The following is a 19,638-nucleotide window of genomic DNA, read 5'->3' as shown; positions in this document are numbered from 1 at the left end:
ATTCATTAGCAAATCCAAAAAAATTTTGTTCAATCAAAAAAGGCAGACTTAGCGCTGCCTATAGCGATTATTGCGAAATCAACATAAATGAAATGACGATAGCGATAATCGGAAGGGCTTCGATCAAACCAACACCGATAAACATTGTACTACGTAGTTGACCGGATAACTCTGGCTGGCGAGCCATACTTTCGATTGTTTTAGAAATAACTTTACCATTACCATAACCTGCGGCAATAGCGGCACCTGCGGCTGCAATAGCTGCTGCAATAAAATTCATAATTAACTTTCCTCCCTAGAGTTTGTTGAGTTTATTCTTCGACTTCAACTTTCTTCGAAATATAAACCATGGACAAGGTGACGAATACATAAGCTTGGATACTACCAATGAAGACTGAGAATCCTTGCCAGATCATCTCCAGCGGTAACGCGACAACTGTTGTCACGAGACCATGAGACTTTGCGACGCTGCCGATCAGAGTCAGCAGCACTTCACCGGCAAAAATGTTCCCGTATAGACGGAATGCTAGCGTCAGGAAATTAGTAAACTCTTCTAGTATATTAATTGGTAGCATGAAGCTAACTGGGCGCATATAGGAATTGACCAAATATCCCTTAACACCGAAGATCGCAACCCCAAAATAATGTGATACTAGTAAGACTAGCAGAGCCAAGGACATCGTGACCATTGGATCAGACGTTGGCGATTTGATCAAAGTTTTACCGCCGATGATGACCTGAACTAACAAGCCCATTTGGTTGGCAATAAAAATAAATAAAAACAGCACAAAAGCTAATAAATTGAACCGTTTGCCTTGCTCGCCTGGTACGTTAGTTGAGACAATCCCGTTGGTAAAGTCGATCAACCATTCCAACACGTTTTGCTTACCTTTTGGCCGTAAAGTTAAATTACGGGACAAAAACCAAACCAAACAAAATACGATGACCATTGCTATCAATCCCGAGACAACGTTGGTAAGGTTAAAGGAAATGCCCAAAAACTTTACCACGTAACTCTCTTCATTCACAGAATCTCACCTCTTTTCACAACCGATTTGCTTCCACAGTGTTGCACGGTTAAACCATATGTACACAAAGTCACTGTATTCTGAGTGTAGCATAGAACTAGACCGCATTAAAGCACATTTGCAGAAAAGACTTCAGACGATATATTGGCAATATAGGTCTAAAATACAAACGTTATAATACCACCAATGAACTAAAAATACAAAAGTCTGTTCACCCTTGCGGAAGCGATTTATCTTCACTAAAAACGCAGTAATTCGCGGATTTTCGCGAAAAAACATAAAAAAATAATTTATTTTTTATGTTTAATATCCACGATCTACGTTCATTAGAAACAACAAAAAAAGCCCGGCCTAACTCGCTTTATTAGCCAGCATAAGTCGAACTCATCTTTTAAATTATTTTGTACCGAATAAACGATCACCTGCGTCACCTAAACCAGGGACGATATAACCATCTTCATTTAAATGGTCATCTAGCCCGGCAACATAAATATCAACATCGGGATGAGCTTCTTGTAAAGCTTTGACCCCTTCTGGTGCTGCCACTAGACCAACAAATTTAATCTGCTTAGCACCGCGTTTTTTCAACGCATCAATCGCCATGATCGCGGAACCGCCAGTTGCCAGCATAGGATCAACAACAAACATTTCTCGCTGATCAATGTCAGTTGGCATTTTAACGAAATATTCAACTGGTTTCAAAGTCTCGTGATCACGATACATCCCGATATGACCTACCTTAGCTGCGGGGATCAATTCTAAGAAGCCATCGACCATCCCAAGGCCGGCACGCAAGATCGGCACGATCGCCACTTTTTTACCCGTTAATGTTTTCTGCGTTGTTTTTGCGATCGGCGTTTCCACAACAACGTCTTCCGTTGCCATATTGCGTGTGACCTCATAAGCCATTAATGTTGCGATTTCATTCACGACTTGGCGGAATTGCTGGGTTCCGACCCGTTTGTCCCGAATAATCGTTAACTTGTGTTGGACTAATGGATGATCAATTACATGTAGTTCTCCCATGATTGCACTCCTCTATTGATTGAATTGCCTGATTTAGTTGCAGACTGCAGAAAACGGCACACGCTAGATTCTCAGCGTGCCCCGTTTTCCCAATATGGTTACTTATATTCTAGCGAATTACCGCCGCTATGGCTAGCTAAAATTCAAAACTTTTTGCATTGATCGGAAATTGTTCGGTCAAAGCAAAGACTTCCCGCTTAACTTCCGCCAAGGCGTTAGGATCTTCACGTTGTTCGATCGCCTTTAAAATCAGCTGGGCAACTTGCTTAGCTTCAGCTGCTTTCATGCCCCGCGTGGTGATTGCCGGCGTACCGATCCGAATACCACTAGTCCGGAAAGGACCGTTTTGTTCACCCGGAATCGTATTTTTATTAACGGTGATGCTGACCGTATCCAATAAATCTTGAACGTCGCGCCCAGTTAAACCAAATGGTGTCACATCCAATAACATTAAATGATTATCCGTGCCACCAGAAATCACTTTGACCCGTGGATCGGCATTAAAGACTGTCGCCATTGCCTGAGCGTTAACCAAGATCTGTTGGGCATAAGTTTTAAAAGCTGGTTGCAAGGCCTCCTTAAGGGCAATTGCTTTACCAGCGATCACGTGTTCTAAAGGACCACCTTGAATACCAGGAAAAACAGCCGAATTAATGGCCTTAGCGTATTGTTCCTTAGCTAAGATCAATCCGCCCCGAGGACCGCGTAACGTTTTATGGGTCGTCGTCGTCACAATGTCAGCATACGGCACTGGACTTTGGTGCAAACCAGCCGCCACCAAGCCCGCAATGTGGGCCATGTCTACCATTAAGTAAGCATCGACTTCGTCGGCAATTTCCCGGAACTGTTTAAAGTCGATTTCACGACTATAGGCCGAGGCGCCAGCCACGATCATTTTAGGTTGAAAGTCATGGGCTAATTTTCGAACAGCCGCAAAATCAATGCGTCCAGTAGTCGCATCAACGCCATAACTCTTGAAATCATAGGTTTGGCCGCTAAAACTCATCGGGGCACCGTGAGTCAAATGCCCGCCTTCTGCTAAGCTCATGCCGATCACCCGATCGCCAGGTTGTAAAAGCGCCGAATAGGCCGCCATATTAGCCCCAGAACCGGAGTGCGGTTGTACATTGGCGTATTCTGCGCCAAAAAGTTCTTTAGCACGATCAATCGCTAACTGCTCAATCACATCAATATATTCGCAACCGCCATAAAAACGGTGTTTAGGATAACCTTCAGCGTACTTATTCGTCAAAACACTGCCTTGAGCTGCGCGAACCGCGTCAGAAACAATATTTTCCGATGCGATCAATTCAATATTATGTTCTTGCCGCTGCTCTTCTTGGTGAATTGCTTGCCAAACTTCCTGATCTTCAACGTTAAAATCCATTGGGCCTCGTCCTCCAAAATTAATTTTACGCTTAAGCGTACTTAATTCAGTTAAGCCATTGACTGAATATGCAAATTATACCATACCCAATTTACTTGCCGCCGGTTTTTTCAAAATGTTGCTGCCCCGCAGATTTAGCTAAACGATTCATATACGCGGCCCCTAATCCCTGAACTGAAAAAGTTTGCGCTAAAATTAATTTAACTTCCGGTAATTGATCAAAATGGCGTAAACCGTCAAATAAATGGTGACTAGCCGTAACAATCGAATCACCTAACGAAAAACGATAAGTCGGCTCTAGTTCCGGATACCCAGCCAAAATCTCATCCGTTGCCAACACACCGAATGGCACTTGCTGGGTTTTAGCCCAAGCAATCGCCGCTGGAAAATCAGCGTCGGCCGTCATGTAAACCTGCGCATTGGGTGCGTAATGCTTATACTTCATTCCCGGCGCCTTAGGCACTTCATCGGCTTTAACCTGATGATGATCCGCGGTGATCGAACCGATCACAGCTTCAATATCCGCCTTGGTCACGGCACCAGGCCGCAAAATCGTCGGTGTCGGGCCGCTAAGGTCGATTACAGTCGATTCCAAACCGACGCCGGTAGGCCCATCATCGACTACGCCGGCAATTTTACCAGCTAGATCATGTAGCACATGTTTAGCCAGTGTTGGACTAGGTTTCCCTGAAGTATTGGCAGACGGTCCTACCACTGGCCGCCCTAATTTTTTGATCAGGTCCAGCGTGACTTGGTTACGCGGATTGCGAAACGCTGCTGTATTTAGCCCACCGGTCACGGTTTTAGAAAAGGCCCCTGGTTTTAAGGGCAAAATAATGGTTAACGATCCTGGCCAAAAGGCTTGTGTTAGTTTTACCGCCTTTTCTGGAAAAGTGGCGACATATTTTTTAACGGTTGCTACGTCGGCCACATGTACGATCAAAGGGTTGTCGCTAGGCCGGCCCTTAGCCTGATAAACTTTTTTAACGGCCGCTTCATTAGTGGCGTCTGCACCTAATCCATAAACTGTTTCCGTTGGAAAAGCCACCAACTCACCAGCCGCTAGTTCTGCAGCTGCAGCAGTTAATTGATCTGGTTGAAAAACTTTTGTTTCCAACATTTTTCCTTCTTTCACTATTATAATTTAATTTGCAACATACGCTGATGGCCGCTGATATCACGCCGAAAGGCCACTTGCGCAGCCGGTAACAGCTGCGCGACCAACCTAGTTAATGCAGGCCGTTGCCGATACCCAAATTCGCCAAAAAATTGCCCATCTGGTTGTAACTGCTGGGGCAAGCCTTGTAAAATGCGGCGATAAAGTCCTAGTCCAGCTTCGGCCGCAAATAATGCGGTTGCTGGTTCATAGGCTAATACGCGGGTATCCATCACGTTGCGCTCACTGGTCGCAATATACGGCGGATTGCTGACGATCGCATCAAAATGCTCCGCCGCTAATTGTGCGTAAACGTCACTTTTTCTAAACGTTAGGGGCGCCGCTAACTGCTGACTATTGATTTTCGCCACCGCTAGTGCCGCTGGCGAAATATCGCTGGCCCAAACCTGCCATTGCGGGCGGGCCAGCTTCAAACTAATGGCGATCGCCCCACTACCCGTGCCTAGATCCAATATTTTCAACGGGTGGCTAGGCAATTCGTTGAGCACCCATTCCACTAGCTCTTCCGTTTCTGGCCGGGGAATCAGCGTGGCTGGGGTCACCTTAAATTCATGACCAAAAAACGGCGCGTGACCCACAATATATTGTGCTGGCTCATTTGCCGCAAAACGACGAACATCGGCTTGAAATTGTTGCCAAACCGCAAGTGGTATCACTTCCCGATAATGCAGCAATAATTGTGTTGTGGTCCAATGCTGCCGTTCCAATAGTAAAAACCGCCCGGCATCTTCTTGTTGGTGTTGTTCTAAAAAAATAGAGGCCCAATGCAAGGCCTCAAAAAAAGTTGGATTAGTCATTTTGGAGCTGCTCCAATTTAGCGGTTTGGTCATGAAGAATCAACGCGTCAATAATCTCTTCTAATTCACCATTCATGATCCGATCCAATTTGTTCAAGGTTAAGCCGATTCGATGATCAGTCACCCGATTTTGCGGATAATTATACGTTCGGATTCGTTCAGAGCGATCGCCCGTTCCCACCGATTGTTTACGATTTTCATCATATTCATTTTGGTTTTGGCTTTCATAGTAATCATAGACCCGGGTCCGTAAGATCTGCATTGCTTTTTCCCGGTTTTGCTGCTGTGAACGCTGATCCTGCATGGCAACGACGATCCCCGTTGGCAAATGCGTCATCCGCACTGCAGATGATGTTTTATTGATATGCTGGCCACCGGCACCAGATGACCGATAAACATCCGTTCGAATATCTTTAGGGTCGATTTCCAGATCGACTGCATCATATTCAGGCATGACGGCTACAGTAGCCGTTGAGGTGTGTACCCGCCCTTGCGATTCGGTTTGAGGAACGCGTTGCACCCGGTGCGCACCATTTTCAAACTTCAATTTAGAATAAACACTATCACCGGTGATCATGATCACCACACTTTTAAACCCACCAACTTCAGTCGGCGTTTCATCAACCGTTTCCACTTGCCAACCTTGTTTTTCAGCGTAGCGCATATACATATTGAGCAGGTCGCCGGCAAATAAACTCGCTTCATCCCCACCAGCGGCACCGCGAATCTCCATAATGATATTTTTATCATCATTCGGATCTTTAGGCAACATTAGTAAGGTCATTTCTTCTTCAAGCTTTTCTTTTTCACCATTTAATTCTGCTAGGTCTTGTTTGACCATAGTATCCATTTCTGGATCTAGCTTCTCCCGCAGCAGCGCATCATTTTCGGTGATTTGAGCTAACACATCTTTATAGCGCTTATATTTCTCCGTTGTTTCGCGGATTTCGCCTTCTTCTTTCGACAGTTTCATAAAGCGCTGGGTATCACTGATCACTTCTGGATCGGATAGCAAGCCCTCTAATTCTTCATGGCGATCGACTACCGCTTGCAACTGTTCAAACATTTCGTCCATGACTAATTTCCTTTCTTAAGCTGGCTTAGATCGGGGTGGAAATAATGCTTGCGACAGACAGGATAATACGCCTCATTACCGCCAATTTCGATCTGCTCACCTTCATAAACCGGTTTACCATTCGCGACCCGCATATTCATTAAGGCCTTTTTGTTGCAGAACCAACAAATCGTTTTAATTTCTACGATTTTATCTGCATATAATAATAGGTATTTGGAGCCTTCAAACAATTCATTGCGAAAATCATTTTTTAAACCGTACGTCATAACCGGAATATTTAGTTCATCCACGATCTTAGCTAATTCGAGCACGTGATGTTTCTGCAAAAACTGCGCTTCATCAATTAAAAGACAAGCCGCGTTCGGATTTTCTTGCTTGACCACATCACAAATATTCGTTTCGGCAAATATCGGTAATGCCTGCCGGCGCAAGCCGATCCGACTAGAAACATAACCGATCTCATCACGATCATCTAACCCTGAGGTCATAATGATCACGGACTTATTCTGCTCCTCATAATTATGGGCAACCTTTAAAATATCGATCGTTTTACCACTGTTCATTGCACCATAATGAAAAAACAACTGGGCCATCCTTGTTCTTACCCCTTTTCATAAACATTCTTATTCAGTATAATCGATTTTAGTGAAAAATTCATCTACCAAATTAGTGGGGATCTAAAAACAACACCCAGCGCGTTTAATTGCTAATCAAATCACTGGCGCACTTAAATTATGTTATGCTCAAGTCATTAATATTTTAGTCGCATTAAAGGAGCAAATTATGTCATTAAAAAGTTCATTCGCCGCAACTGCCGGTCGTTCGGCCTACTGGTTCCTGCATACTTTCATGAAAGGCGGCAGCTCGTTACCCGGTAAGATCACTAATCGGCTGGATCCTGATATTCTCGCCACACTAGGGCGGGATTACGAAGTCGTGATCATCACCGGTACCAATGGTAAAACCTTGACCACCGCGTTAACGGTGAAAGTTTTACAAGCCAAATACGCTAATATTTTAACTAATCCCACCGGTTCCAATATGAAACAAGGGATCATCACCGCTTTTTTAACACATAAACGCGGCCGCTCCGGCAAACAAATCGCCGTTTTGGAAGTTGATGAAGCCAATGTGATCGAAGTGACCAAATATATTAAACCGACCGCCTTTGTTTTCACCAATATTTTCCGTGATCAAATGGATCGGTACGGCGAACTTTATACCACCTACCAAAAGATTCTCGACGGCGTGGCCAAGGCACCAGAAGCCACGATCATCGCTAACGGTGACGCACCGATTTTTCATTCGCGCAAGTTGCCCAATCCGTTTATTTATTATGGCTTTGACCAGCAACCAGATGGTGAATTAAAGGCCGAATATAATACTGACGGCGTTTTATGCCCCGTCTGCAATCATATTCTGCACTACAAATCACTGGTGTATAGCAACCTAGGTAAATATTATTGCCCTAACTGCGGCTTCGCCCGCCCAGAATTGCAACATCGCGTGACTGCGTTGACAAAGCTCACGCCAGTCAGCTCCCAGTTCACCATCGACCAGCAGCCCCTTAAATTAAATATTGGCGGCACCTATAATATATATAACGCCCTAGCCGCCTTTAGTGTTGGTCGTTATTTTGGCCTAGAACCGGCTACGATTGCCCAGGCGTTAGACGCCGATGAGAAAATTTTTGGGCGTCAAGAAGTGATCCAAGTTGGCACTAAAGCAGTCACCTTGATTTTAGTTAAGAATCCGGTTGGTTTAAATCAAGTTTTTGACTTGATTCGCTTAAATCACGACCCATTTTCATTGGTTACCTTACTTAACGCAAATTACGCCGATGGCATCGACACCAGCTGGATCTGGGATGGTAAGTTTGAACAAATGGCGGCCCAACCGATCCCCAGTTTTATCGCCGGTGGTGAACGCGTTGCGGACATTGCCTTTCGCTGGCAAGTCGCTGGTGTTCCGGAAGCAAAACTTCAACGGATCAAAGATCTCAGTCAAGTTGCAGAAAAGATTAAAACTTTACCGACAAAACAAGTTTATGTTTTAGCCACTTACACAGCCGTTTTGCAGTTACGCGAAAAATTTGCGGCGCAAGGCTTCATTGCCGCAGCTAATCGTAAGCACTAAAAATAGCCTTAAATCGCAAACTCGCGGTTTAAGGCTATTTATGTAACGCTATTTATTGTGCGGTGTACCCACCATCGACCACAAATTCGGAACCAGTGGCAAATTTAGCTTCATCTGAGGCTAAATAAACGCAGATATACGCAATATCATTAGGTTCGCCAATATGGCCCATCGGTGTTTTAGTCCGTTGTGACATTGCCGCTTCGGCCCCTGGCAAATCATCCACTAACGGCGTTTTAATATAGCCAGGATGAACAGTGTTGACCCGCACATCGTAATCCTTTAAAGCACAATCGACTGCGGCTGATTTGGACATAATCCGAACCGCACCTTTGGACGCATTATAAGCACCTAAATTAGGATCGCCGACAAAACCTTCAATTGAAGACATATTGATGATCGACGCGCCAAGATGCTTATTTTTCATACGCTGGATCCCTAGCCGCGTACCAAAGAAAACCCCATCCAAATTAACGGATAATAGTTGCCGCCATTCTGCAGTCGTTGTGTCTTCCAGACTTTTGTTAACAGCCATCCCTGCGTTGTTAACAACTGTGGTTACCTGTCCGAAAACCTTCTCACATTCATCAAAGACTGCGACCCAGCCTTCCTCACTCGAAACATCCTGTTTAAAGAAGCGAATAACATCTGGTCCGCCGATTTCTTGGGCGGCTTTTTCCCCAATATCAACATGCCGCCCTGTAATCATGACCTTAGCGCCTTCTTCGACAAACTTATCGGCAACCGCCAACCCGATGCCTAAAGTACCCCCGGTGACAATTGCAACTTTCCCAGCTAATCGACCTGCCATTATATTACCTCCTGAACTATTATTGGTGTACAACCTTATTATAGCTCATTTATTAATAAATGAAAGCGCTTTTCCAAAAATAAATAATTTTTTCACATTTTAACTGATTTCAAGCGTAGTAAAATCAAAAAATGGTGCTGTAAGCCAATTTAATTGACCACAACACCATCGTACGTTTTTTAACAAGCAACTAAACTTGCCACACTTTTTGGTTTAAGCTTTTAGACCTGGTTCGGAGGCAATGATCTGCAGCTCGCCTTTTAATTGCCAAGTTTTAACCGCAAACGGCAACAGTAAATGCTGCCCTTTAGACAATGAATAACTTGTGCCATCAACGAGCAACTCACCTTGACCGGCTAATACTGAAACTAAAGTATAAGGTGCCGCTTGACGCTTTAGTGTCAGCTCGCCCTTGACTTGCCATTCATAAACCGTAAAGTACGGGGCCTGCACGAAAGTCGTTACCTTAGAAGTACCAAATTGCTGACTGGTAACTGCTAATTTAGGGGCGACAAACGGAACAGTAGTCACATCGATCGATTGTTGTAAATGTAAGGCCCGCTTTTGGCCTGTTTTAGCATCAACGCGATCATAATCATACAGCCGATAAGTCGTGTCACTACTTTGTTGCGTTTCCAAAGCCATAATGCCTTTACCCAAAGCATGAATCGTTCCACTAGGGACATAGAAAAAGTCGCCGGCCTTCACCGGAACATGTCGAAACAAGCCCTGCCAATCGGCACCGTGGATCATGTCGGCCAGCTGCGCTTTAGTCTGCGCATTATGACCATAGATCAATTCGGCACCTGGATCAGCCGCAATAATGTACCAACATTCCGTTTTACCTAATTCATGCTCGTTTTTGGCCGCGTAGTCATCGTCAGGATGTACTTGAACAGACAAGTCAGCCTCGGCATCTAAAATCTTGGTCAACAATGGAAAAACGTCCCCCTTGGCATTGCCAAAAACGGCGCGATGATCACGCCAAACTTCAATCAAAGTCTGACCAGCGTAAGGTCCATTAGCAACGGTACTTGGACCATGGGGATGAGCTGAGATCGCCCAGCATTCGCCAGTTTTATCTGTTGGTAGCGTATAACCAAATTCATCGTGTAATTTAGTGCCACCCCAGATTTTTTCTTGAAAATACGGTTGTAGGAAAAAAGGTTCTGCCAAGATAATCACTCCTTAAATTGTTCGCAAATATTCCGTTAATAGTTTACCGCTTCCGGCAATTAGAGTACAGATTTGTTTCTGTCGCCGTCACAATTGATTGCGGCACTTATTTATTTTTTCCGTTCGTTTCCTGCAAATAGGTAGCCACAATTTCGTCACGTAACGCCAAATAAGCAGTATTTGGTGCCGTGGGGTGAATTCGATTTGATAGGAAAACAAACGCATTATGCTGTTGCCCATCGATCAAAATAAAATGACCCACAAAACCTGTATGGTACAGTACCACATGTTGGTCAGGAGCCGTTAACAACTGCCAGCCTAAACTACGCCCGCCCTTAAATCCCGTATAGTCTTGATACAAAGAAGCGATCGTTGCCTGACTGATTGGCGGCGTAGTTACCATTAGATCACCTAACATAAAGCGACAGAATTGCAGCAGGTCGGCTAAGTCAGCAAATAAACCTGCCGAAGCACAATGCGCCCCTAAAATAGCTGCTTTAGGGTCATGAACGATTCCTTGGACCAAACCGCGGCCAGTTGGCTCATAAACAGTCGGCACGCACCGTGCCTTTTCTGGTGTAAAAGTCATATTGTTTAATTGCAATGGCCGTAAGACTTCCTGGATCAGTGCCGTTTGAACAGGCATTTTTAAAAGTCGTTCGATCACCCACCCTAAGTAGATCAACCCAATATCACTATAGACGACTTTACGTCCAAAATCTGGTCCTACGTTTAGGCCTAACAACGCCTGCGTCAACTCAGGCGCAGGTAGTTGGTTACGGTGGGGAATATAACCAGTGATTCCCGAAGTATGCGTTAATAAATGCCGCAACGTGACCTGGGCATTATTAAATGCTGGTAAATAGTGCTGCACAGGATCGTCAAGCCTTAACCGACCTTGTTCTTGTAATTTTAAAATCAAGGTTGTTGTGGCAACAACTTTAGTCAGCGAAGCCAAATCATATAATTGTCCCGCTTTTAGTGGCTTTTTTTCTGGCAGCAACTGCCGTGCGCCTAAATAATTAGTGGTCGTTTGGTGGCGGTTAATAAAACCATAGCTCACACCCGGTACCACACCAGCCGTGACTAATGCCGCTATTTTTCGTTCCGTTTGTGGATACATCTACTCAACTCCAATATTGTCGATAACAAAAAAAGCAAACGCACAAAGACGCTTGCTTTTACTATAACGTATTTACAGCACAATATTACCAGAAAATTGACTATTATATAAATCAGCGTAAAAGCCCTTTTGAGCCATCAACTGATCATGGGTGCCGGTTTCAATAACATCCCCGTGGTTCATGACAATAATATTATCGGCATCACGAATAGTCGATAAACGATGCGCAACCACAAAGCTGGTTCGATTGGCTAATAAACGTTCCATTGCGTGCTGAATGTGTACTTCCGTTCGCGTATCAACCGAGCTTGTGGCCTCATCTAAAATCAAGATCTTTGGATCGGCTACAAAAGCGCGGGCGATGGTGATCAATTGCCGCTGTCCTTGCGAAATATTGGAAGCCGCTTCATTTAAAACCGTTTCATAACCTTGCGGCAAACGACGCACGAATTCATCAACGTGAGCTGCTTTGGCTGCAGCCATAATTTCTGCTTCCGTGGCCTCCTCCCGTCCGTATTTCAAATTAGCATAGATCGTACCGGTAAACAGCCAGGTGTCTTGTAGCACCATGGCAAAATGACTGCGCAAGTCATCACGACTTAATTGTCGCGTATCAACGCCTTCCAAACGGATCGTACCGCCACTAACATCGTAAAAGCGTTCCAACAAGTTGATGATCGTTGTTTTACCAGCACCTGTAGGCCCAACAATGGCGACCCGCTGCCCTTTTTGCACTTGTAAATTATAATCATTCATCAGTAATTCGTCCTGATTATAACCGAATTGCACATGATCAAAATCAATAAAATCAGCTTCCGGCCGTTTTTGGGGCTGCGTTGTCGGTTCTGGACTCATTTCTGGTTCATCTAAAACAGAAAAGATCCGTTCTGCTGAAGCGACAGTTGATTGAATCGTATTTAATAAATTAGCCAGTTGTGAGATTGGCTGTGAAAATTGATTCATGTATTGTAAGAAGGCCTGAACGTTACCTAAAGTTACTGCGCCATGGGTCACTTGGATCCCACCAATAATGGCGACAAAAACATAACCAATATTATTTAAGAAAATCATCAACGGCATAATAATGCCAGAAATAAATTGTGCTTTCCAAGCCGCACGGTAGTAATTCCCGTTTTGCTCTTCAAAAGTCGTGATCGCAGATTTTTCTTTGTTAAAACTTTTTAAAACCACATGACCACTATAATTTTCTTCAACTTGATTGTTCAGTAAACCTAAACTACGCTGTTGAGCAGCAAAATACCGTTGTGAGCGCGGTGCAATCACGCCGACCACCACTAAGCTTAATGGGATCGTGATCAACGCGATCAGCGTCAATTTCCAACTGATGGTCAACATCATCCACAAGGTACCAATAAAGGTGACCGTACTGGTAACCGCCTGAGTTAGGCTTTGTTGCAACGTACTAGCAATATTATCCATATCGTTGACCGCCCGCGACATAATATCACCATTACTGTGCGTATCATAATAGCTGATCGGTACCCGCTGCATCTTCTCTTTGAATTCTTTGCGCAGCTGATAGACGGTTTGTTGCGAAACCCGGGTCATAATGAATTGTTGCAAAAAATTAAACAGCGCTGAAGCCAAGTACATTAAAACCACGATCAAAATGATCTGTTTGATTTTATCGAAGTCGATCGGCAGCTTGGCCACCGTCAAGCCCGCCTTTTTAGCTGCTGCTCCTTTCATGATCCCTTTATAAATTTCAGTGGTAGCCTCACCTAAAATTTTTGGTGTGCGAATTTGGAAAATAACTGAAGTGATCGCTAAAATCAAAACCAGGGCAACTGCCACTAAACGATTCGACATATAGCGCAACAGACGATTAGTAGTCCGCCAAAAATGCTGCGGTTTCTCAACCAAGCCACCGTGAGCACCGGGACCATGTCCCCGCCCCATTGAAGGCCGTGTTGGTGTATTTTTACTCATGTTGCGCCCCCTCTCCTTCCTTTAGCTGTGAAGCCATGATTTCTTGATAAACAGGATTGGTGGTCTTTAATTCAGCATGTGTGCCCTTACCAACTAACTTACCGTTATCCAGCACCAAAATTAAATCCGCATCAGCAACCGTTGCGATTCGTTGGGCAACGATAATCACGATCCGGTTTTGAATGCGACTATCGGCGCGTAACTCTTGCCGTAATTGGGCATCAGTTTTGAAATCAAGGGCCGAAAACGAATCATCAAAAACGTAAACTGCCGCATTTTTGACCAAGGCGCGGGCAATTGCTAACCGTTGGCGCTGACCACCAGAGAAGTTGCCCCCACCTTGTTCGACATGCGTATCCAGCCCTGCCTCGGCGGCAATAAATTGATCCGCCCGGGCAATTTTCAATGCTCGCCAAATAGCTTCATCACTGGCGTTAAGATCACCGTAACGCATATTGGCGCGCACTGTACCGGAAAATAAGATGGCAGTTTGGGGGACAAAGGAAATAGCTTCCCGCAGATCATGCTGACTAAATTGGCGAATATCGGTGCCATTTAAGCTGATCTTACCGGTTTCCACGTCGTAAAAACGCGGTAATAAACTGACCAACGAGGTTTTGCCAGAACCCGTGCCACCAATGATCGCCACAGTCTGACCACTTTTGGCGCTGAAATCAATATCCGTTAACGCCGGATTCTCTGCACCACGATACCGATAACCAACGTGCTGGAAGGCCAGCCGACTATGATCAAAATCAGTTGGTAGCGTCTTTGGTTGCGGCTGATCGTTGATACTAGAATCCAAAGCCAAAACTTCTTGGATCCGCAACGCTGAAGCCTGCGCCCGTGGAATGAAAACAAAGACCATTGATAACATCATAAAACTCATTAAGATCTGCATGGCATAAGTCATAAAGGCAATCATATTCCCAACCGGCATAGAAAAATTAGCGATCAATTTGGCACCATACCAAGTAATACCAACATTGGTCGCACTCATCATTAAAGTCATGATCGGAAACATTAAAGCCATGATACTGTATACTTTGACCGCATTACCTGTGTAATCTTGGTTAGCATCTTCAAAGCGATCCTGCTCAAATTTATCGCGCCGAAAAGCCCGAATCACCCGCACACCAGTCAAACCTTCCCGAAAAACTAAATTAATACGGTCAGTTTTAGACTGCATTGCCCGAAATAAAGGAACCGCAAACCGCATGACAATTCCGATAAAAATCGCCAATAACGGTAAAACAATTAAAAAGATCAAAGTCAATTGATGATTTTTATTATAGGCTAAAACACTAGCCCCGATCAGCATGATCGGCGCCATGATCATCATCCGTAAAGCCATCATGGCCACATTTTGAATCTGTACCACGTCGTTAGTGGTTCGGGTGATCAACGACGACGTTTCGACTTGATCAAATTCATCATTTGAAAAATTAATAACTTTTTGGTAGATATCTGAACGTAATTTTTGGCCTAAATTTTGCGAAGTACGCGCCGCCAAAAAAACGTTGCCGACAGCAGCTAGCACACTTAATAACGCAAAAGCAACCATTTCTGCCCCAACACGCCATATATAGTTGATATCCCCTTTAGCGACCCCATTATTAACAATGTTGGCGGTCAAACTTGGTAGATTCAAACTGCTGATCACTTGCACGATCATAAATAAAAAAGCGCCGGTGACGGCCCAGACTGACATCCGCCCGCGTGCTATTTTAAGCATCTACTCACTTCCTCATACTATTAAATTTATAATGCCGGCGCCACAAACAAATTAATTGATCGCCACACCATGTTCGATCCAATCAACTGCCTGCTGAAATTCCTGATTGAGCTGTGCCACTGTGACCTGTTCACCTTGCTGCTGGCGTATATAATAAGAACCTAGCGATTGAAACAAGGCCGACATCAAAATATGCATTAACATCCCTAATTCGTGATGGGTAGAAATTTTCAACCGCGAAAAATCAACCGCCGCATAAAAGTCTTTATGCCCATGGTGACCATGATTTTTTTGAGTTGCAGATGTGACCCGTCGACCGTTTTTGTAAGTCATGTTCAAGAACATATTCCGGTAAAATGCAGCGTTAGGTCCATTAATAATTTCATCTGCCAATTGACTAAAATAATCACGAAATGCGGCAAATAGATCACCATCGGCTGCCTGCAAACTGCTTAATAGCGAGTGCCGATCCTGCTTGTGCAAATACTCTGAGTAGTAATAATACAGGTCAGCCTTATCCGTAAAATATTGGTAAAAGCTACCCCGGGGAATATCCGCTGCTGCTACAATTTTACTGATCGAGGCCTCGGCTAAAGGAACCCGCGAGAATTCTTGTTGCGCGGCAGCTAATAAGCGCTGCTGTTTGGCCTGTGATAAATTGAAAAAAGTGCTTGTTGGCATTACACAACCTCCTTTCTACAGCATAAGTTGCTTATTAGTTCAAAGCACTAATAAGCCTAAAATTATTTATGACATCTTGTCGCTTATATGACAATTTGTCATTATAGAAGGTTCACTACAGAAAAGCAAGTAATTCGTTTATTAGGTTAAAATTCAAATTTCGTGCTATCATTGGTGTACTTATATTTTTTGAGGTGACGATCATCAAAACATCTAATTCTGGCTGGGCGCTCATCCGCCACATCATCTATTTTCTTTTACTTTTATTTGCGGAGCAACTGCCCTTAACTGGCCTAAGTCTCGCTAGTAGCATTGTTTCAACGCAACAAATGGCATTAACTTATTTGCTTGGTGGTTTATTTTTGATTATTGCAATTTTACTGACGATTATTTTCTGGCAAGTCTATAAAAAGGCAGTCGCTGATAATCATTTTGAATTTGAACAACCTTTACGGCGCAACAGCTGGTATTTGATTCTGATCGGCTTTATCGTGATGTTATTGATCAATGTTGCTTCCATGCCGTTTATGAAAACCAGCGGTAACACAAATGTAGACAGTTTAACTAGCCTATTACGTAGCTTTTCCTTTTTCATGGTGGTGTTTGTTGCCTTTATTGGACCAATCTTAGAAGAGGTTTTGTTCCGTGGTCTATTTTTAAATTGGTTTTTCCCCCACCAACGGACACTCAGTATTATTTTAAGCGCCGTAATTTTTGGTACCTTCCACGTCGATTTCACTAGTGGCTCAGTTGATCCAATCTATTGGCTCTCAAAAATCCTGCTGGGGCTGGTGCTAGCGTTGATCTATAACCGCACTAAAAACTTAAAAGCCTCGATAACGCTCCATATTTTGAATAACACTTTGGCTACTTTCGTCTAATCAATTTTAAAAAAGCTTGACCCCCGGCGGTAATTTCTGTAGAATGATATATGTTCCAAATGTTGACCTTGCCCGTTGGTCAAATTGGTTAAGACGTCGCCCTCTCAAGGCGGAGTTACGGGTTCGATCCCCGTACGGGTGATAAAAAGTTTGCGACTAGCTGAGAAAGCCGAACTACCGGCATTCTCAGCTTTTCTGTGCGCAGCAAACTTTTTACCCATTTTGTGTACACCGTAAATCACAGTGTACTTACAACGATGCGTTAAGTCATTGAACAAAGTTGCAGTTTAATCACTAGCGGGTATTTTCAAGGGCCTTTCAACCAGATGTAAAGGCGAAGTTATTTTTGGCAAAACAGAGTGGTAGGCGTTAATATGGAAAAACAAAAACAAGCAGAGTTGCCGTTTAAGCGACTTTCTGATCAAGCGATCAGTCGTAATTTGACTGCCTTTATGGTGCAATTTAGCCGTGAGCAACGATTACGGCAACAACGAGCCGAGCATAAAAAATCAGCTTAGCTTAAAGTAAAAGGGGTTCGGCAAAATTGCCGAACCCCTTTTTTAACGACTTATTGATAACGATTACTGATGACCTGCCATGAAGCACCTGCATCCGCCGAGCTTAACAACTGGCCTTGACTATTGATTTTAAACCAACCGACAGTCGGTGCTGTATTTGTATCCGCGCCCTGGGCCTGCTGATTAGCACTATTATGATTTTCACGGACCTGAATCACCAGCTCACCATTTTCATCCTTACTCATCGCATAACTTAGATCACCGGCCTGATAATCACCACTAACATAGCGGGTCACCCAAGCCTGTACTTGAGCAGTTGTTAAATTTTGACCATTTGCCGTTGTAGCCGCTGATTGCTGATTAGTTGCTTGACTGCTACCTGAAGCAGCCTTAGCCGTTGCGCTGTTACTATTACTGGTAGTTGTGCTACTGCTACTGCCAGCGGCACCAACAGCACTGCTAGTTTGGCCGTTAGCCTGCTGACTACTAGCGGTGCTTGCAGTTGTTTTATCAGCACGCACACGACTAGAACCCGTCGTTTTTTTGGCACTTGTTTTTTTGCTGACCTGACTACTTTGCGGGCTAGAACTGCTGGTTGAATCTTGCGTGCTGCCGCTACTACAGCCAACTAAGGTAGTCGCCGTGATGCCAACTAACAAAACCCCAAAAAGCTTTTTCATGTCTGTCAAACCCCTTCCCCATCATGATCACCGATCTAAAACTTGTTTAAAAAGTAATTTTAACTAGTAGCTCAATATAGCGTGTAGGCAAAGAAATAACGACATAGCAACATTGCCTTAACTAATAACGTTACTTGTCCGCAGCACCTAGCCTGGCAATCGCCCTTGATATTAAACACATCTTAAGTTGATTTTAACAAAGAACGCAACTTGAACTCAAGTTTTCAGCTAAAGTATTTTGAGCAACAAAAAAAACAGCCTCGATCACTCGAGACTGCCTTCAATAAGACTAATAACTAGTCTTTAACAACGTTAGTCGCTTGTGGGCCACGATCGCTGTCTTCAACGTCAAATGTTACATGTTGGCCTTCTTCTAAAGACTTGTAACCTTCGCCTTGGATAGCTGAGAAATGTACGAATACATCGCTGCCATTGTCGCGAGTAATGAAGCCATAACCTTTGTCTGCGTTAAACCATTTAACTGTACCTGATTCCATGTGTAAAAATCCTCCTGTAGGTCAATCGACCTGTATTATTTGGTAAATCTTGTGAAAGGCGTACATTGGAAGAAGTTTACGATGAAACTTGAAACCAAAATATTCCGAACAAAGAAGTACTATAAGTATAGTAGCATACCGCCCTAGTAATAGCAAACATATCCCACAATTATTTCAAATAACTTTAAATGCGCTTATTTTAATAACGAAGACGGCTGCCGCACGGTGGTTAATTTGGTGTCGATCAATTGTAAAACCTTTTGGGCATTGGCGGGCTGTGCTAAGTCATATTTTTGTAAGTCGACTAACATTTTAGGCCCTTCATCATAACTTTCAAACCAGTCCTTATAGGCGCTCCAGATTTTATAATAATAGTCGTATAATCCTTGATCGTTTTCAACCTGTTCATACTCACGGCCACGCTTTTTGATTCGATATAAAATCGTATCGAAGTCGGCCCAAGCATAAACTAATAAATCAGGCGCCTTCTTCGGAATACTCCGTAATTCAGCCATCATATTATCCAGTAATTTAAGGTAAATATCAAATTCCTGGTCACTGATGTTGCCTTCTTTATTATTTTCCCGGGTAAATAACGCATCTTCATAAATCGAACGGTCTAACACGTTATTATCGTCGGTCAACGCTTTTTTGATCATCGCAAACCGTTTATTCAAAAAGAAGATCTGCAGTAAAAATCCGTATTTTTTTGGATCAGAATAGTAAAGTGGTAAAACAGGATTATCGCCGACTGGCTCAAAAAATGCTTGTGTGCCTAAATGTTCCGCAATCATTCCGGTCAGCGTGGTCTTGCCGACACCGATCATCCCTGCTGTTATTATCACCATGATTGGCCCCCTCGTTAGTTGCAAAAATGCATACCCTATATTGTAGGGCAGAATAGCTTAAAGGACAATCCTTTTTCACAAAAACTTGTCACCAACTTATCCTAAGGCTATC

The 19,638-nt window shown here is 43.8% G+C and carries 20 protein-coding genes and 1 tRNA gene; 4 read left to right on the top strand and 17 right to left on the bottom strand.

What is annotated here, in order from left to right:
• Positions 1 to 67: 67 nt before the first annotated feature.
• The 8 genes from atpE to FFM78_RS07820 all read right to left on the bottom strand — a co-directional run bounded on the left by atpE (position 68) and on the right by FFM78_RS07820 (position 7,083).
• On the bottom strand, positions 68 to 280 hold the full coding sequence (gene atpE, locus FFM78_RS07855; RefSeq protein WP_137637891.1) for a F0F1 ATP synthase subunit C: 213 nt from the start codon (positions 278 to 280) through the stop codon (positions 68 to 70).
• Positions 281 to 311: 31 nt separating this feature from the next.
• Positions 312 to 1,028 (bottom strand): F0F1 ATP synthase subunit A, encoded by a 717-nt coding sequence (gene atpB, locus FFM78_RS07850; protein ID WP_137637890.1) that lies wholly within the window; start codon positions 1,026 to 1,028, stop codon positions 312 to 314.
• Positions 1,029 to 1,424: 396 nt separating this feature from the next.
• Positions 1,425 to 2,054: a uracil phosphoribosyltransferase gene (gene upp / locus FFM78_RS07845; protein WP_137637889.1), complete on the bottom strand. Its 630-nt coding sequence runs from the start codon at positions 2,052 to 2,054 to the stop codon at positions 1,425 to 1,427.
• Between the two features lie 136 nt (positions 2,055 to 2,190).
• Entirely contained in the window at positions 2,191 to 3,441 is a 1,251-nt protein-coding gene (gene glyA, locus FFM78_RS07840; protein WP_137637888.1) for a serine hydroxymethyltransferase, read from the bottom strand.
• 91 nt (positions 3,442 to 3,532) lie between these two features.
• A complete protein-coding gene (locus tag FFM78_RS07835; RefSeq protein WP_137637887.1) occupies positions 3,533 to 4,558 on the bottom strand; it encodes an L-threonylcarbamoyladenylate synthase in 1,026 nt (341 codons plus the stop codon).
• A 20-nt stretch (positions 4,559 to 4,578) separates the two neighbouring features.
• Complete coding sequence (gene prmC / locus FFM78_RS07830) at positions 4,579 to 5,415, bottom strand: peptide chain release factor N(5)-glutamine methyltransferase (protein WP_137637886.1); 837 nt, start codon at positions 5,413 to 5,415, stop codon at positions 4,579 to 4,581.
• Positions 5,408 to 6,490 (bottom strand): peptide chain release factor 1, encoded by a 1,083-nt coding sequence (prfA, locus tag FFM78_RS07825; RefSeq protein ID WP_137637885.1) that lies wholly within the window; start codon positions 6,488 to 6,490, stop codon positions 5,408 to 5,410. The genes prmC and prfA overlap by 8 nt, the downstream gene beginning before the upstream one ends.
• Before the next feature lie 2 nt (positions 6,491 to 6,492).
• A complete protein-coding gene (locus FFM78_RS07820; RefSeq protein WP_137637884.1) occupies positions 6,493 to 7,083 on the bottom strand; it encodes a thymidine kinase in 591 nt (196 codons plus the stop codon).
• A gap of 190 nt (positions 7,084 to 7,273) precedes the next feature.
• Here FFM78_RS07820 and FFM78_RS07815 point away from each other — a divergent pair, with 190 nt between their 5' ends.
• Entirely contained in the window at positions 7,274 to 8,626 is a 1,353-nt protein-coding gene (locus tag FFM78_RS07815; protein WP_137637883.1) for a Mur ligase family protein, read from the top strand.
• Positions 8,627 to 8,678: 52 nt separating this feature from the next.
• Here the strand turns inward: FFM78_RS07815 and FFM78_RS07810 are convergent, their stop codons facing one another.
• The 6 genes from FFM78_RS07810 to FFM78_RS07785 all read right to left on the bottom strand — a co-directional run bounded on the left by FFM78_RS07810 (position 8,679) and on the right by FFM78_RS07785 (position 16,102).
• Positions 8,679 to 9,437, bottom strand: coding sequence for an NADP-dependent (R)-specific alcohol dehydrogenase (locus tag FFM78_RS07810; protein ID WP_137637882.1), 759 nt, complete (start codon positions 9,435 to 9,437; stop codon positions 8,679 to 8,681).
• Positions 9,438 to 9,650: 213 nt separating this feature from the next.
• Positions 9,651 to 10,613, bottom strand: a complete 963-nt coding sequence (gene manA / locus FFM78_RS07805) for a mannose-6-phosphate isomerase, class I (RefSeq protein WP_137637881.1) — start codon at positions 10,611 to 10,613, stop codon at positions 9,651 to 9,653.
• 106 nt (positions 10,614 to 10,719) lie between these two features.
• Positions 10,720 to 11,736, bottom strand: coding sequence for a serine hydrolase domain-containing protein (locus tag FFM78_RS07800; RefSeq protein WP_137637880.1), 1,017 nt, complete (start codon positions 11,734 to 11,736; stop codon positions 10,720 to 10,722).
• A gap of 72 nt (positions 11,737 to 11,808) precedes the next feature.
• Positions 11,809 to 13,686, bottom strand: coding sequence for an ABC transporter ATP-binding protein (locus tag FFM78_RS07795; RefSeq protein WP_137637879.1), 1,878 nt, complete (start codon positions 13,684 to 13,686; stop codon positions 11,809 to 11,811).
• Positions 13,679 to 15,421 carry an ABC transporter ATP-binding protein gene (locus FFM78_RS07790; protein WP_137637878.1) on the bottom strand — a complete coding sequence of 581 codons (1,743 nt, stop codon included), beginning with the start codon at positions 15,419 to 15,421 and terminating at the stop codon, positions 13,679 to 13,681. Before FFM78_RS07790 ends, FFM78_RS07795 begins: the two co-directional genes overlap by 8 nt.
• Before the next feature lie 51 nt (positions 15,422 to 15,472).
• Positions 15,473 to 16,102 carry a TetR/AcrR family transcriptional regulator gene (locus tag FFM78_RS07785; RefSeq protein ID WP_137637877.1) on the bottom strand — a complete coding sequence of 210 codons (630 nt, stop codon included), beginning with the start codon at positions 16,100 to 16,102 and terminating at the stop codon, positions 15,473 to 15,475.
• Between the two features lie 362 nt (positions 16,103 to 16,464).
• Here FFM78_RS07785 and FFM78_RS07780 point away from each other — a divergent pair, with 362 nt between their 5' ends.
• The 3 genes from FFM78_RS07780 to FFM78_RS13860 all read left to right on the top strand — a co-directional run bounded on the left by FFM78_RS07780 (position 16,465) and on the right by FFM78_RS13860 (position 17,501).
• Positions 16,465 to 16,983: a CPBP family intramembrane glutamic endopeptidase gene (locus FFM78_RS07780; RefSeq protein WP_223877034.1), complete on the top strand. Its 519-nt coding sequence runs from the start codon at positions 16,465 to 16,467 to the stop codon at positions 16,981 to 16,983.
• Positions 16,984 to 17,052: 69 nt separating this feature from the next.
• Positions 17,053 to 17,125: transfer RNA gene (locus FFM78_RS07775), tRNA-Glu, on the top strand.
• Between the two features lie 232 nt (positions 17,126 to 17,357).
• Positions 17,358 to 17,501 (top strand): hypothetical protein, encoded by a 144-nt coding sequence (locus tag FFM78_RS13860; protein ID WP_171001862.1) that lies wholly within the window; start codon positions 17,358 to 17,360, stop codon positions 17,499 to 17,501.
• 50 nt (positions 17,502 to 17,551) lie between these two features.
• Here FFM78_RS13860 and FFM78_RS07770 read toward each other — a convergent pair whose 3' ends face one another.
• The 3 genes from FFM78_RS07770 to FFM78_RS07760 all read right to left on the bottom strand — a co-directional run bounded on the left by FFM78_RS07770 (position 17,552) and on the right by FFM78_RS07760 (position 19,526).
• Entirely contained in the window at positions 17,552 to 18,181 is a 630-nt protein-coding gene (locus FFM78_RS07770; RefSeq protein ID WP_137637875.1) for a hypothetical protein, read from the bottom strand.
• A 296-nt stretch (positions 18,182 to 18,477) separates the two neighbouring features.
• Positions 18,478 to 18,678 (bottom strand): cold-shock protein, encoded by a 201-nt coding sequence (locus FFM78_RS07765; protein ID WP_010688028.1) that lies wholly within the window; start codon positions 18,676 to 18,678, stop codon positions 18,478 to 18,480.
• Between the two features lie 194 nt (positions 18,679 to 18,872).
• The gene (locus tag FFM78_RS07760) at positions 18,873 to 19,526 is read right to left on the bottom strand and encodes a deoxynucleoside kinase (protein WP_137637874.1); all 654 of its coding nucleotides are present in this window, start codon (positions 19,524 to 19,526) and stop codon (positions 18,873 to 18,875) included.
• Between the last annotated feature and the right edge of the window lie 112 nt (positions 19,527 to 19,638).

This window comes from Loigolactobacillus binensis (genome assembly GCF_005405165.1).
GTDB lineage: Bacteria > Bacillota > Bacilli > Lactobacillales > Lactobacillaceae > Loigolactobacillus > Loigolactobacillus binensis.
The sequence above is the reverse complement of the archived record's forward strand: the minus strand, read 5'-3'. Positions and strand labels throughout refer to the sequence as shown.

Coding starts and splice junctions, on each gene's coding strand:
- atpE (WP_137637891.1), bottom strand. CDS start 280: ATGAATTTTATTGCAGCAGCTATTGCAGCCGCAGGTGCCGCTATTGCC.
- upp (WP_137637889.1), bottom strand. CDS start 2,054: ATGGGAGAACTACATGTAATTGATCATCCATTAGTCCAACACAAGTTA.
- glyA (WP_137637888.1), bottom strand. CDS start 3,441: ATGGATTTTAACGTTGAAGATCAGGAAGTTTGGCAAGCAATTCACCAA.
- prmC (WP_137637886.1), bottom strand. CDS start 5,415: ATGACTAATCCAACTTTTTTTGAGGCCTTGCATTGGGCCTCTATTTTT.
- prfA (WP_137637885.1), bottom strand. CDS start 6,490: ATGGACGAAATGTTTGAACAGTTGCAAGCGGTAGTCGATCGCCATGAA.
- FFM78_RS07820 (WP_137637884.1), bottom strand. CDS start 7,083: ATGGCCCAGTTGTTTTTTCATTATGGTGCAATGAACAGTGGTAAAACG.
- FFM78_RS07815 (WP_137637883.1), top strand. CDS start 7,274: ATGTCATTAAAAAGTTCATTCGCCGCAACTGCCGGTCGTTCGGCCTAC.
- FFM78_RS07810 (WP_137637882.1), bottom strand. CDS start 9,437: ATGGCAGGTCGATTAGCTGGGAAAGTTGCAATTGTCACCGGGGGTACT.
- FFM78_RS07800 (WP_137637880.1), bottom strand. CDS start 11,736: ATGTATCCACAAACGGAACGAAAAATAGCGGCATTAGTCACGGCTGGT.
- FFM78_RS07795 (WP_137637879.1), bottom strand. CDS start 13,686: ATGAGTAAAAATACACCAACACGGCCTTCAATGGGGCGGGGACATGGT.
- FFM78_RS07790 (WP_137637878.1), bottom strand. CDS start 15,421: ATGCTTAAAATAGCACGCGGGCGGATGTCAGTCTGGGCCGTCACCGGC.
- FFM78_RS07785 (WP_137637877.1), bottom strand. CDS start 16,102: ATGCCAACAAGCACTTTTTTCAATTTATCACAGGCCAAACAGCAGCGC.
- FFM78_RS13860 (WP_171001862.1), top strand. CDS start 17,358: ATGGAAAAACAAAAACAAGCAGAGTTGCCGTTTAAGCGACTTTCTGAT.
- FFM78_RS07770 (WP_137637875.1), bottom strand. CDS start 18,181: ATGAAAAAGCTTTTTGGGGTTTTGTTAGTTGGCATCACGGCGACTACC.
- FFM78_RS07765 (WP_010688028.1), bottom strand. CDS start 18,678: ATGGAATCAGGTACAGTTAAATGGTTTAACGCAGACAAAGGTTATGGC.
- FFM78_RS07760 (WP_137637874.1), bottom strand. CDS start 19,526: ATGGTGATAATAACAGCAGGGATGATCGGTGTCGGCAAGACCACGCTG.